Source organism: Citrobacter sp. wls615, assembly GCF_005281355.1.
GTDB classification, from domain to species: domain Bacteria; phylum Pseudomonadota; class Gammaproteobacteria; order Enterobacterales; family Enterobacteriaceae; genus Citrobacter; species Citrobacter werkmanii.
Genome location: NZ_SZXM01000067.1, coordinates 52761 through 66357 on the forward strand (window position 1 = coordinate 52761; position 13597 = coordinate 66357).

The following is a 13597-nucleotide window of genomic DNA, read 5'->3' on the forward strand; positions in this document are numbered from 1 at the left end:
CGCGAAGAGACTGACTATGGAAAACATTCAAACACTTATCGCCCAGTATCCTTTAGTGGAAGATCTGGTGGCTCTCAAAGAGACGGCCTGGTTTAACCCTGGCACCACCTCTCTTGCGGAAGGTTTACCCTATGTTGGCCTGACCGAACACGATGTTCAGGATGCCCATGCCCGGCTGACGCGCTTCGCGCCATATCTGGCGCAGGCATTCCCGGAAACCGCAGCTACTGGCGGCATTATCGAATCCGAGCTGGCCGCAATCCCGGCGATGCAAAAACGGCTGGTAAAAGAGTACGGGCAGCCTATCCGCGGCGAAATCCTGCTGAAGAAAGACAGCCACCTGCCGATTTCCGGCTCAATTAAAGCGCGTGGCGGCATTTATGAAGTCCTGACCCACGCGGAAAAACTGGCGCTGGAAGCCGGTCTGCTGACGACAGAAGATGATTACAGCATTCTGCTTTCACCTGAATTTAAAAAGTTTTTCAGCCAGTACAGCATCGCGGTAGGCTCCACCGGCAACCTCGGGATGTCTATCGGCATCATGAGCGCCCGTATCGGCTTTAAGGTAACAGTGCATATGTCCGCCGACGCCCGTGCGTGGAAAAAAGCCAAACTGCGCAGCCACGGCGTGACGGTCGTCGAATATGAAGAAGATTACGGGGTGGCGGTTGAACAGGGCCGCAAAGCGGCAGAGTCCGATCCGAACTGCTTCTTTATCGATGATGAAAACTCCCGCACGCTGTTTTTAGGTTACGCGGTGGCTGGTCAGCGTCTGAAGGCGCAGTTCGCGCAGCAGGGTCGCGTGGTGGATGCCGATCATCCGCTGTTTGTCTACCTGCCGTGCGGCGTCGGCGGCGGCCCTGGCGGGGTAGCGTTTGGTCTGAAGCTGGCATTTGGCGATAACGTGCACTGCTTCTTCGCCGAGCCAACCCATTCACCGTGCATGCTGCTGGGGATTTATACCGGGCTGCACGATACCATTTCCGTGCAGGATATTGGCATCGACAACCTGACGGCAGCGGATGGGCTGGCGGTGGGGCGCGCGTCCGGATTTGTTGGCCGGGCGATGGAACGTCTGCTCGACGGTCTGTACACCCTGGACGATCAGACGATGTACGACATGCTGGGCTGGCTGGCGCAGGAGGAAGGGATTCGCCTTGAGCCTTCGGCGCTGGCAGGAATGGCCGGTCCGCAGCACGTTTGCGGCTCAGTTGACTATCAACAGATGCACGGCTTCAACGCGGACCAGCTCAACAACGCCACGCATCTGGTGTGGGCGACCGGCGGCGGCATGGTACCAGAAGCCGAAATGGCGCAGTATCTGGCCAAAGGGCGCTAACGCCGCTGAGCTTAACGCAGCATCGCCATCAATTCCATCGGTGAGCGATGCTGCTTAAGCAGATCGCGCATCACGCGCATATGCGGGGCGGTGTGGTTGAAGAAAGCCTGATATCCTGTACACAGCACGCCCTTTCCATTCTCCTCGCGATACGCAGGACAATCGCCATGGTAGTACTGAAACAAAGAGCATGCCTGACAGCGCGTATTCTGCAGTGTCATCGTCTGGCATTCAAACAGTGCCGTCCGACCACACCACTGGCGTAGCGTATTATCGAAAAGCTGAATAGATATTTGATTAATATCTTCACGTACCCAAATATCAAATATCGCAATTAAAAATCGTCCCCACTCCTCCGGTGTCACTGAATCTTCAGTCAGGTAACCTGAACCATCGCGCTTAATCAAAGGCGTAAACTGTACGAGGCGAACTTTTCCTTGTTGCAAACCACGGTACAATTCAACCGGTTGTAAACTTTTCTGGTGGTCAATCACCATTTCTAAAACGTCATCACTAACATCCATGTTCTCACATCCTGTCATGCAAAATTCTCGATAAATACGATAAGTTGGCGAACATGCGTTACAGCAAACAGTATTGCGAGGGATAACACCGCGAGGGAGATCATAAATTTGTCACGCACCGCGCGAGATTCAGAAAAATCACTATCATTCACATCCATGAGATTACGACTGCGGGTGTAACGCCAGAGAATAATCGCCACCAACGTCAGTATGACGATCGATATCCAGAACAGCGCTCCAGCCTGATGCCAGTTGTGCTTAATCGCCAACGCCATTAACGCGCCATAACCCAACAACGTACGAAACCAGGCCAACGATGTGCGCTCCGGTTGTAGCCCCGGATCGGCGATACGTCGCGATTTACGGCTATCCGGCATACAGCACCAGCGCCATAACTATCACCGCTACAATCGTCAGCATTGCACTGATAATGAGCAGACTGTGGGTGTAAGGCAAATCCTCTTTCAGGCGCATCGCCTTTTCATTACGCAACCAGCGCAAATAACCATAAATAGCCAGACCGCCGGCAAACAGACACAGCAACAGGGCCAATACTTCGCGAATAACCGGCGTGGCGAAATCCGGAGCCAGTTGATCCAAACCAACGCCAGCGGCCAGAAACCCTAACGCGGTACGGATCCATGCCAGAAATGTGCGTTCATTTGCCAGCGAGAAGCGGTAATCCGGCGCTTCCCCAAGGCGGGAAATCTTCATGACGGCTCCTTCAATGTTGTTGTCTGGTTGTTATACCGGAACAGTTCAGGAGAGGGAACGTAATGTAATGAGACAATGGAAAAGAGAGATGTGGCGAATAGCGACTTGCATCGTATCCGACCTACAGAAGATGCAGGCCGGACACGCGTTCTTTAACCCAGCCCCCAGAAGAGCACCGCCAGCAGCTGTGGGGTGATAATCCTCAGGAACATCACCAGCGGGTAAACTGTAGCATAGGAGAGCGCCGCCGCTCCGCTGGTGGCATGCAGGTTGTTAGCAAACGCCAGCGCGGGGGGATCGGTCATCGAACCCGCCAGCATACCGCACAGCGTCAGATAGTTCATTTTGGCGAAGATACGCGCCAGCAGTCCCACGGTAATCAGCGGAATGGCGGTAATAAAAATACCGTAGCCCACCCAGCTCAGGCCATCGCCCTGCGTCAGGGTATCGACAAAATCACCGCCTGACTTCAGACCAACTACCGCCAGAAACAGCACAATACCCAATTCTCGCAACGCCAGGTTAGCGCTGGGAGGCATAAACCAGTACAGCTTACCAATGCTGCCGATACGCCCAAGAATTAAGGCCATGATCAGTGGTCCACCGGCCAAACCCAATTTTAACGCTACCGGGAAACCCGGGATGAAAAGCGGGATGGAACCCAATAGGACACCCAGTCCAATACCGATAAATACCGGCAGCATCTGCACCTGTTGCAGTTTTTGCTGCGCGTTGCCGACAACATTGGCAACGGCATCAATGGACGCGGGACGCCCCACCAGATTGAGGATATCCCCGAATTGCAGGCTGGCATCGCTGCTGGCCACCAGCTCAACGCCCGCACGGTTCAGACGGGAGATAACCACGTCATAACGTTCTTTAAAATGCAGGTCGCGGATACGTTTACCCAGCACCTGTTCATTAGTCACCACCACGCGTTCAACGCGTAAATCAGTACCTCGCGTCGACAGCGATGTGTCCACCTCCTGCCCAATCACCACCTGCGCGTTGTGCAGGTCACCTGGCTGACCGACCAGGTGTAGCAGGTCGCCCATCTGGATAATCGTCCCTGGCGATGGCACCATCAATGTCTCTTCACGCTTCAGACGCGAGCAGATGATTTTATCGCTGTTCAGAATTGGGACATCCTGAATCGCCATATTGTTGAGGTTCGGGTTTTCCACGCGGATGTTCATCGTCTGAATCAGCGCGTGTCCGTTGGTCAACGTGGATTCATGCTGCTGAGCTTCAGCATCGACGTTAACGCGGAAAATAAGGCGCATCAGCCACATCGTGAGCAAAATACCGCAGATACCAAAAGGATAAGCCATGGCATAGCTCATCCCCATCTGGTCTACAATATCTGCTGGCGTCCCCAGATCGCGCAGAATTTGCTGCCCCGCCCCCAGCGCCGGCGTATTGGTGACCGCGCCGGAGAAGATCCCCAGCACCACCGGAAGGGGAATGGCAAAAATCTTATGCAGGATCGCGGTGACCAGCCCCCCCATGATGACAATCAGTACGGCAAACAGATTCAGCCGCAGCCCGGAAACGCGCAGTGACGCAAAAAAGCCCGGCCCCACCTGAATACCGATGGTGTAAACGAAAAGAATCAGGCCAAATTCCTGAATAAAATGCAGCATGTCGCCGCTCAGGGTCATCCCTGCCTGATCGACAAAATGTCCGACGATAATACCGCCGAACAGCACCCCTCCGATGCCAAAACCAACGCCACGTATTTTTATGTTGCCGATCCATAATCCGACAACCGCCACCAACGCCAGAACGCTGACCGTCAATGCTATATCACTCATTATCCTGTTCCCTGTGAATAACATTTCATTTAACGAGGATTATGACTGAACCGTTCAGGCATGAATGCAGAGTGGCGCACATTATCATGCTACAGAGCGCCTATAAGCGCTTAAGAAGGGCGTTATTTAGCGTTTTTCTTCACGTCGATTTGTAGTTGCTGAATGCTTTTTTCTGGCAATGGCAGCGCTTCCGGCATCGTGCCACCCAGTTCATGAATCGCTCGCTGATCTAAACCACCATAAAGCCCCTTGTAACCATGGTTTTGAAAGATAGCAAAATCGAAAGCGGTCTCTACGCCAGCAAGTTGTGCGGTTTCAACCAGATGCTTATTGTGTTCTTTTAGTTCATTGCGTAAGAACAAACGCTTTTCATCCTCACGCAGAGATTTAAAAGCAGCATCATCGGCCAACTCCTGACGTCGGGTTTGAATGGCAAAGTAGGTTTGCCCGGCCGCGATAACAGGTTTCGCGGGATCACCATTTTGCACGGCCAGATAACAGGCGTAGCGGGAGAGTTTTACGTCTTTTAATTCCCGACTAGCTCCTGACCCAATTCGTACCATTGCGAGGATCTCCTCGAAATGGTCACTCTCTAATTGACCACTGGCTACACATGACTCCGCAGCTTTCTTTATCACAGGTAGAAAATGTCGGTACTCTGAATATTCAAGAATCTTAGCTAATTCCCGGGCAGACCAATATTCGATCCCAGCATCATCAAACTGTTTCATAGCTTCAAATGGTTGATGTTCACTCATAAAAACATTCCTTCGTTAAGAGTATTGGTACTGGATATTTTTACAGTGACACATTCGTTACAACAAGACAGTTTCATGTGTGCTGACGCACAAAAAAGCCCCGTCATTTCTGGCGGGGCAAAGGCATGGAGCTATTTAGCTATTTAATGCGGGACGTTCGCTGATGGCGATACGTTGTGGAGCAATGGTTTCAGGTTCATTACGGGTCAAATCGATATGCAGCAAGCCGTTAGTAAAGCTTGCGCCTGAGACCTCCATATTTTCAGCCAGCGTAAAGCTCAGACTGAACGGCTGAGTAACCAGCCCCTGGTGCAACCATTTTGTCTCTTTTTCCGGCTGCTGCGGTGTACCTTTCACGGTCAGGCGTGTGCCCTCCAGTTGAATATCCAGATCTTGCTGGCGGAAACCGGCTAACGCAAGGGTAATGCGGTAGTGGTTATCATCGCTCTTTTCGATGTTATAGGGTGGGAAGCTCTGGCTTTCACCGGCGTTTTGTAAGGCATTGGCCAGTTTGTCAAAACCGATCCATTGACGCAGCAGTGGGGATAAATCGTAGTTACGCATAATAATCTCCTTCTAAGAAGCGAGTAGGTACCTTTCGGCTCCCTGACGGCAAGCCGATTGCTTAGCAGGGCCGCCTGAAGCGGCCCACAGAATTAGTTGATTTCGATGCGGCGCGGTTTGTTCGCTTCGGGAATAACGCGCTCAAGATCGATGTACAGCAGACCATTCACCAGGTTTGCGCCGCGAACATGAATGTTCTCCGCTAACTGGAACTTACGTTCGAAGTTGCGCTCGGCAATACCCTGATACAGGTAAGTACGTTCTTTTTGCTCATCCGCATGAGCGCCTTTTACCACCAGCAGATTGTCCTGAGCGGTAATTTCCAGCTCGCTTTCAGCGAAACCGGCAACAGCAATCGCAATGCGGTAATGGTTTTCGTCTACCAGCTCAACGTTGTACGGAGGGTAGCCGCCATTACTCTGGCTCTGGTTGTTTTCCAGCAGGTTAAACAGACGGTCAAAACCAATAGCAGAACGGTACAGCGGGGATAAATCAAAGTTACGCATAATCAATAGCTCCTGAAATCAGCGAGAATGTGAGACCTTCCATCATGGACAGGTCAGGTAGCCAGGACACCCATCAGGCATGCCCTTCTGTTGTCTACATCCTAAAAATGGGTCTTAAAACAAACTTTTCAAGCGTATTCATCTGACTTTTTTTGCAGTTTGTTGTCTATTGCATACACTGGGGAGAGCAGTTGTTATCGATAAATCGCGATAGCCGCCACAGTGCGACGAAATGGTGATGTTATTTTCGCAACGGATCGCTTTAACTCATCATGCAAACACGATGAAAACAGATGAATAAATGATGATAAAAAAAATGTTGGTAACACTGACAATGTGCAGCGGGATGGCGTTTTTGAGCGGCTGTTCCAGCATAATGTCACATACCGGAGGCAAGGAAGGGACGTATCCTGGCACACGCGCCAGCGCCACCATGATAAGCGAAAGTGATACGAATTGGGGGACGAAGTCGCTGGCGATTCTGGATATGCCTTTTACGGCGGTGCTTGATACCGTATTGCTTCCATGGGATCTCTTTCGTAAAGATAACTCGGTGAGATCCCGCGTAGAAAAGAGCGAGGAGAGAACCCAGGCCACGAACGCCGTTCTCCCCCCGGCGAAAATGCCTGCTCCTTAATTAACGCCCTGTTTCAGTCATCCACAATTGGCGGAAACCTTCGACGTCTTCCATCCACGCAACCCGTCGCCCATCAGGAGAGAAGACGACCGCATCGGCCGAGGGCGGGTTGCCGTGACGCTCCGTTAAAAAATCAATCTCTCCCGTCTGAGCATCACAACAGGCGATTCTGTTTTCCAGCACAAACCCCAGCCATTTCCCCGACGGATGCCAGTTGAATGCTGACTGAATACTCGTGGCGCAGCAGGTAAGCTGACGCGGCTCACCACCCTGTGGTGAAATTAACCACAGCTGCACAACGCCATGGTTATCGCGCATTAAAAACGCAATTTCAGACGCCTGTGGATTACTGCGCACCCAGTGGCGCGGCTGATTCACCAGCCCCGGAAAGGCGCGCTCATGAGTAAACGTCAGACGGCGTTGGTGAATGCCGGATGGCGGCGCAGGCATTGTCGCCTCTGTGCCCTCCAGCGGAGCATCGCCCGGCTGTTTCCAGCCGCTTTCATTCTGAGGCAAATCAACAATAAACAGCTCCGGCACTTTCTCACCGGTCACTGACAACGTATCGCCGATAAACGCCAGTGTGCTTTCGCCCACCCAACCTTCTTCATAGGCGCGGTTTATCTCATCGCTCCCCGGTTTTGGCGCAGGTGTCGTTTGACTCACCAGCACGCACCAGCGGCTCCCGCTATATTCACGTGGATGCTGCGCGGATACGTTCACCGGACCATACGGCGCAGCCACGCCGACGTTACGTAAATCCAGCGCCGGAGAGCGTTCATGCAGCACATGGTCGTTATAAGTGAAACTGACAAACTCACCGCTCGGGCTAAAGACATGCACATGACTGCCGCCACGTAACGCACCAGGCGTGTACGGCGCGGTGATATCCATTGCATCCAGGTTAGTCACCTCAGCCTGCGAAACAATTACTCCACGGCGATGATGAAAATCGTAATCCCATGTTTCATCAGGATTTTCTGGTCCATGAATAAAAACATACTTTTCCGACTTTGGATGAACGGTCACCACGCCAACATGTGCCCCTTGAGTGGCCCGGTAAATCACCTCCAGTTCGCCAGTATGAACATTGACGCGTTCAATCGTTTCCCCCGTAAAAGAGGCACCGGAAGGACGCACGTCGAAGACCAGCCAGTTACTGTCCGGGGTCCAGGTATTGATATTGGTAAGCTGATGATTACGCGGCGTAAAGGTGATTTGCTTCATGGGATGCCCTGATACAAGACGATTTAAGCAATCATACTTCACAAGCACTTCACTTTCAGGCTTTAGCGTATGTCCATCTTCATTTTTTGCGGACAGAAAGATGGAACATTTTGACGTAGCGATTATCGGATTAGGCCCGGCAGGCGCAGCGCTGGCGCGACAGTTGAGCGGAAAAATGCACGTGATTGCATTGGATAAAAAGCGCCAGTGCGGCAACGAAGGATTCACGAAACCCTGCGGCGGGCTGCTGGCCACGGATGCTCAGCGTTCGTTTATCCGCGACGGGATAACCTTGCCCGTTGATATCATCGCCAACCCACAGATTTTTAGCGTTAAAACGGTTGATGTTGCAGCCTCTCTGACCCGTAACTACCAGCGCAGCTACATTAACATCAATCGCCATGCGTTTGATTTATGGATGAAATCTCTCATTCCTGAAGAGGTGCAGGTGTACCACGATAGTCTGTGTCGCAAGATCTGGCGCGAAGGCGATAAATGGCATGTTATCTTTCGCGCCGACGGTTGGGAGCAGAAGATCACCGCGCGTTATCTGGTGGGCGCCGACGGCGCGAATTCACTGGTACGCCGTCATCTCTATCCCCAGCACCAAATCCGTAAATATGTGGCAATTCAACAATGGTTTGCGGAAAAACATCCCGTGCCGTTCTATTCCTGTATTTTTGATAACGACGCAACCGACTGTTATTCATGGAGTATCAGCAAGGATGGTTATTTTATCTTTGGCGGCGCCTACCCAATGAAGGACGGCCAGGCACGCTTTGACGAACTAAAAGAGAAGATGGAAGCGTTCCATTTCCAGTTCGGCAAACCGGTGAAAAGCGAAAAATGTACGGTGCTGTTCCCATCACGCTGGAAAGACTTCGTCTGCGGTAAGGACAATGCGTTTTTGATTGGCGAAGCGGCCGGATTTATCAGCGCCAGCTCGCTGGAAGGAATTAGTTACGCGCTTGATAGTGCAGAAATCCTCAAATCAGTATTAATACGGAATAGAAAGGATATGAATCTCGCATACAGGAATGCCACTCGCAAGCTACGTCTTAAACTGTATGGCAAGATCCTTAAAAGCCGCATATTAACAGCGGCGTGTATCCGGAAATGGATAATGCAAAGTGGCGTTGCGCATATCCCCCTGACAGGGTCAGAAAAACATCCGCCAATGAAGTTCTGGTGGAGGTTTTTAATAAAGGAATGAATGTTCACCCACTTTCGACAGATTATCGCTATCACCTGCAAGCGTAGCCAGCGCAGGGAAATTAGCTTCGCTATACCAGGATTGTGGTAAAGGTAGCCGCGCCATGTGACTTCCGGGTCGGAGTTGAAGTTGTGCCAGCGTATCAAGGGAGTAATTTCGCCAGTGATGCGGCAGCGACAGGCGTAGCGGCACGGCTTTTTCGCCCGGCACTGGCGTTGGCAAACGCGAATCACTCACATCGTAGTTTCTGTGCAGCACCAGATATTTCTCCGGCACCCGACGCTGGCTGTTCCACCACTTGCCATCCAACATATCAAACTGAAAACGGGTTATTGTTTCAGGCTTAGCTCCCAACTGCATCAACGCCTGATACAGTGCCTTGTTCATTGCTGCATCGTACATTTCTGATGTTGCCAGTTGCCCATCAAGGATCAGCGACACCGCAATTCTTGCCCCCAACAGGTTGGAGTAGAGATCTTCCGGTGAAAATGCGGAAACTTCCTCAGAAAATCCAGGAACTGACTCAAAACCGTACCATTGTGCAATTTCATGCCAGGCCGCGAGCTGAAAGGCCAGATGCGCTGCCAGCCAGGCAGCTAATGCGTAACGATCGCCTGCCGTTTCAGGTGGCGTAAAGGCATTAAAAACAATATGCCGCTCCGTGAGCTCATCTTCCAGACGCAGCGTAAAAGGCTGGCCTAACCGTGGAAGTAGATGGCTAAAAAGCCAGACCGTCATATCTGCGGTATCTCTTACATGCGCGGTATCGATAAAACCGCCGCGTGAAGTATACACAATGCCATTGTGTTCATGCCCGATACCGGCCAGATTCACTAACCCTAACAGCAGGCTGTCGTTATAGCGATGCTCGCCAATACCGTCAGCCGCAACGACGTTATCAAGTTCATAAAACGGTACCGGCATATCCAGCACCTGCGCGTGCAGGTCGTAACCAAAAGCACAGCACGGACGTAACCCTTGAGGCGCGGGGAGCGGCGAAACAACTGGCCAGGCGGTGCTTTCGGCCTTGTCATCTTCATTTACCAACTGCAAAGGTACAGGTATCGCAGCATGGACCCCGATCGTTGCCAATAACAAGGTCGTCATCAGCAGCACTTTATTGATCAAAACGCCTCTCCTACCTGAAAATAAAAACCGCTGCTCCCTTTGCCAATGCCATAATCCAGACGCACATTCACCCGCGGCTTAAATTCAAAACGATACCCCACCCCCGCCGAGGGTAGCCAGCGTCCATCATCCAGCGCGCTAAATGATGGCCCCATCGTCCCTGCGCCCAGCCAGCCGACCACGCCATGCCGCCAGTCAAGTTTGCGGCGATACTCTACCTGCCCGCTGACGGCGTTTTTATCGCGATAGCGTCCTTCGTAATAGCCACGCATCCGCTGATTGCTTCCGAGCAGCGGCATCATGCTCCACGGTACATCACCCTGAGTAAACGCACCGTCCATCTCCCAGGCAAGCACATTCGTCTCGTCCAGAGAGTGGTAGCGGCTGTAGTGCAACTGGTATTCATCAAATCGGGTATCGCTCCCTACATCGGGCGTATAGCGGGTATAGCGTACGTCGGCATATTGTCCCTGGCGCGGGTTAGGAACAAAGTCACGGTCGTCCCAGCTAAGTTCTACACTGCTACCGGAACTCAACACCGACGCACCCTGCCCGGTATTCTCAATTTTTGGGGGATCATTGTCATCCATTTGCGCAGCATGCTGTGCGTTCAACGACCAGCCGAGTCCCAGATAGACATTAGGCGCTACCCGTCGATACAACGTGGGGCGTACATCCAGCACCTGTGCCGTATATTGCTGTTTCTGGCTGTCTTTATCTCCTGCGCTAAAACCCTGTCCCCAGTAATAAGTTGGGGTATCTGTTAATGCGCCATTGATAAAAAAACGCCAGCGATCGTCGGCAAAAAAGGCGTAATTTTGCATTGTGACGCCGAAAGCACCCGTTGAGCTAAAGTAACCGCTGAGGGTCAGCGTCGAATTCTGACTCACCGTGTCGTTTGGGTCCGGGCGATACATCCCCACCACCGCCGTGCCGATCCCCAGTCCCAGTTCGGGAGTGTAGAAAGGCCCTGGCATTACCCCCCAATCGATACCTTTGCTGGCATTAAAGTTATCGCTGGCGCCCAGTGTATTCAGCCAGCCGTCAACTTCTTCACGGCTGGGGAGCGCGGCCTGCGCCGCCGTTCCCAACAGGCTGAATGCACAGAGCAAAAACAGACGAGTCAAACTATTCAAAAGCGATACTCACCGGCGACAAAGAAGCTATTACGCTCAGCAAAACCAATTTCAGAGGTGATATTAAAGTTGCGTGTCAGCTCATACTGCGCGCCGACCAGGACGTTCCATGGGGATTGCAAATGCTGTTTAACGTCGAAACGGCCATCATGTTTCTGGTTTGCCCAGTTCACCATATTCTGCAGAGTTGAGGACGGCATAGTCAGATCGCTAAGGCTCCCCTTGAACTCCTGCTGCACGTCTTGATACATACTGCCAACCCACAGATTCAGCTTACCGGACGGCATGTGCAGAGTCTCCACGCCGGGAGTAATAAAGCGATAGCCTATGCGCGGAGAGAGAGTATAGGCGTTAATACTGCCATCCAGAATATCGAACCGCGTCTGAGTATAGTTGGCATCAAAAGCCGTAAACCAGTTACCCACACCGCCAACAAGAGTCGTCCCCACACCGTAAGTTGTGCCTTTAAAGTCGAGCTGAAACGCCAGATTCTGCAACTGGTCGCTTATTTTCTTAACTGGATTACCTTTGGGGCCCAGCACATCCACGCCTATTTGAGAAACGGAGTGACCGTCGGTATAGCCCACCAGGCCATAGACGTTCATAAACGGCAGCAACCAGGCATCCAGTTTTAGGGTTTCTGTTTTGCTTCTCTCGCGGGTATTACCAACGTTGATTTTAAAGGCGTTATCTAAAGGAATAGAGCTTTTTCCTAAATACAAACCATTAAAGTTAATACTGTCTACATTAATATTCTGCCTGATATTCATGTAGTTAATATTCACACCAAACGGCTCAGGCAGGTCGTAGCCACGTTTACGCGCCTCGTCACCTAAAAAGGGCAAAACAGAGTGGCTTACAGCAGGTTTAGCCGCCGGTTTTACCAGCACAGGAGTAGCCTGACCATCGTCCTGATAATCATACAGCGGTGTTAACGTTGAGCCAGAATCCGTCGCAGCCCAGGCTTGAAAAATCAAACAGGAAGACGTCATCAACACCAGGCGAATGCTTGTGTTAGTCATAAGAAAACATAGTTGCAGGCAGGAACCGCCTGAATATAAAAGAAGGTGGGAGAGTATAGAAGTTGTGTACTAAATGGGGGGATTAATGTGCTGTTTCACATCTGATAATACAAACATGATTTTTATAACATTCTTAATGTTTTATGCCTGGCCGAAGCCAGGCATAACGCACATCAGGAGAGGACGTACTTCTCAATGGCCCAGGCAACACCGTCTTCCAGATTAGATTTCGTCACGAAGTTGGCGATCTCTTTCACCGTTGGAATGGCGTTATCCATCGCAACGCCCACGCCGGCGTATTCAATCATCGCGATGTCGTTTTCCTGATCGCCAATCGCCATGACCTCCTCGGCTTTAATTCCCAACGCCTCGGCCAGCGATTTTACGCCAGTCCCTTTGTTGACGCGTTTATCGAGGATTTCGAGGAAGTACGGCGCACTTTTCAGCACGGTGTATTTTTCTTTCACTTCCGCCGGAATGCGCGAGATGGCCTTGTCGAGGATCTCCGGCTCATCAATCATCATCACTTTCAGGAACTGGGTCGCAGGATCCATTTTTTCGGCTTCACAGAACACCAGCGGAATCGTCGCGACAAACGATTCATGCACCGTGTAATAACTGATATCACGGTTCGCGGTATACAGCGTGTTGCGATCGAGCGCGTGGAAATGCGAGCCAACTTCCCGGGAGAGCTGCTCCAGGTAGCGATAATCATCATAGCTCAGCGCGGTTTGCGCAACGGTACTGCCATCGCCTGCTTTCTGCACCAGCGCACCGTTGTAGGTAATGCAGTAGTCACCGGGTTGTTCCATATGCAGTTCTTTCAGATAGCTGTGAACGCCGGCATACGGGCGTCCCGTGGTCAGCACTACGTTCACGCCACGCGCGCGTGCCGCAGCAATTGCCGTTTTGACCGCAGGTGAAATGGTGTGATCGGGCAGCAGAAGTGTGCCATCCATGTCGATAGCAATAAGTTTGATAGCCATGAGTTCCCCGGATGAAATAAGTCCGTCCT

The 13597-nt window shown here is 51.8% G+C and carries 14 protein-coding genes, 1 pseudogene and 1 other annotated feature; of the genes and pseudogenes, 3 read left to right on the forward strand and 12 right to left on the reverse strand.

The annotated features are described in order from the left end of the window. Positions 1 to 16: 16 nt before the first annotated feature. On the forward strand, positions 17 to 1339 hold the full coding sequence (gene dsdA, locus FDX04_RS18750) for a D-serine ammonia-lyase (RefSeq protein ID WP_137361457.1): 1323 nt from the start codon (positions 17 to 19) through the stop codon (positions 1337 to 1339). Between the two features lie 11 nt (positions 1340 to 1350). Here the strand turns inward: dsdA and FDX04_RS18755 are convergent, their stop codons facing one another. From FDX04_RS18755 to ibpA, 7 genes and pseudogenes are all read right to left on the reverse strand, one after another. Next, positions 1351 to 1863 (reverse strand): radical SAM protein, encoded by a 513-nt coding sequence (locus tag FDX04_RS18755; protein ID WP_137361458.1) that lies wholly within the window; start codon positions 1861 to 1863, stop codon positions 1351 to 1353. Between the two features lie 14 nt (positions 1864 to 1877). After that, complete coding sequence (locus FDX04_RS18760; protein ID WP_061380864.1) at positions 1878 to 2240, reverse strand: DUF202 domain-containing protein; 363 nt, start codon at positions 2238 to 2240, stop codon at positions 1878 to 1880. Further along, on the reverse strand, positions 2230 to 2577 hold the full coding sequence (locus FDX04_RS18765) for a YidH family protein (RefSeq protein WP_061380863.1): 348 nt from the start codon (positions 2575 to 2577) through the stop codon (positions 2230 to 2232). Before FDX04_RS18765 ends, FDX04_RS18760 begins: the two co-directional genes overlap by 11 nt. Positions 2578 to 2729: 152 nt before the next feature. Next, complete coding sequence (locus FDX04_RS18770) at positions 2730 to 4391, reverse strand: putative transporter (protein WP_137361459.1); 1662 nt, start codon at positions 4389 to 4391, stop codon at positions 2730 to 2732. Positions 4392 to 4591: 200 nt separating this feature from the next. Then, positions 4592 to 5149: pseudogene (gene dinD / locus FDX04_RS18775) on the reverse strand (DNA damage-inducible protein D); the annotation flags it as partial. A 135-nt stretch (positions 5150 to 5284) separates the two neighbouring features. Beyond that, complete coding sequence (gene ibpB / locus FDX04_RS18780) at positions 5285 to 5713, reverse strand: small heat shock chaperone IbpB (protein WP_137361461.1); 429 nt, start codon at positions 5711 to 5713, stop codon at positions 5285 to 5287. A 92-nt stretch (positions 5714 to 5805) separates the two neighbouring features. Continuing rightward, a complete protein-coding gene (ibpA, locus tag FDX04_RS18785; RefSeq protein ID WP_006687722.1) occupies positions 5806 to 6219 on the reverse strand; it encodes a small heat shock chaperone IbpA in 414 nt (137 codons plus the stop codon). After that, positions 6213 to 6285, reverse strand: a sequence feature (ROSE (Repression Of Heat Shock gene Expression) occurs in the 5'-region of heat shock genes and acts as an RNA thermometer to modulate expression.). (Overlaps the previous gene by 7 nt.) A 235-nt stretch (positions 6286 to 6520) precedes the next feature. On the opposite strand from ibpA, the gene FDX04_RS18790 reads away from it, so the two are divergent. Beyond that, positions 6521 to 6856 carry a YceK/YidQ family lipoprotein gene (locus FDX04_RS18790; protein WP_042311449.1) on the forward strand — a complete coding sequence of 112 codons (336 nt, stop codon included), beginning with the start codon at positions 6521 to 6523 and terminating at the stop codon, positions 6854 to 6856. Here the strand turns inward: FDX04_RS18790 and FDX04_RS18795 are convergent, their stop codons facing one another. After that, complete coding sequence (locus FDX04_RS18795; protein WP_137371335.1) at positions 6857 to 8083, reverse strand: DUF3748 domain-containing protein; 1227 nt, start codon at positions 8081 to 8083, stop codon at positions 6857 to 6859. A 100-nt stretch (positions 8084 to 8183) separates the two neighbouring features. Between FDX04_RS18795 and cbrA the strand changes: the two genes are divergently transcribed. Further along, positions 8184 to 9296 carry a colicin M resistance lipid reductase CbrA gene (gene cbrA, locus FDX04_RS18800; protein WP_137371336.1) on the forward strand — a complete coding sequence of 371 codons (1113 nt, stop codon included), beginning with the start codon at positions 8184 to 8186 and terminating at the stop codon, positions 9294 to 9296. On the opposite strand, the gene FDX04_RS18805 is transcribed toward cbrA, so the two are convergent. From FDX04_RS18805 to yidA, 4 genes are all read right to left on the reverse strand, one after another. Further along, positions 9282 to 10403: a DUF4056 domain-containing protein gene (locus FDX04_RS18805; RefSeq protein WP_170975173.1), complete on the reverse strand. Its 1122-nt coding sequence runs from the start codon at positions 10401 to 10403 to the stop codon at positions 9282 to 9284. The genes cbrA and FDX04_RS18805 overlap by 15 nt on opposite strands. 17 nt (positions 10404 to 10420) lie before the next feature. Further along, complete coding sequence (locus tag FDX04_RS18810; RefSeq protein WP_170975172.1) at positions 10421 to 11551, reverse strand: BamA/TamA family outer membrane protein; 1131 nt, start codon at positions 11549 to 11551, stop codon at positions 10421 to 10423. Positions 11552 to 11556: 5 nt separating this feature from the next. Then, entirely contained in the window at positions 11557 to 12582 is a 1026-nt protein-coding gene (locus tag FDX04_RS18815) for a hypothetical protein (protein ID WP_249935547.1), read from the reverse strand. A gap of 173 nt (positions 12583 to 12755) precedes the next feature. Continuing rightward, the gene (gene yidA, locus FDX04_RS18820) at positions 12756 to 13568 is read right to left on the reverse strand and encodes a sugar-phosphatase (protein WP_042311439.1); all 813 of its coding nucleotides are present in this window, start codon (positions 13566 to 13568) and stop codon (positions 12756 to 12758) included. Positions 13569 to 13597 lie beyond the last annotated feature (29 nt).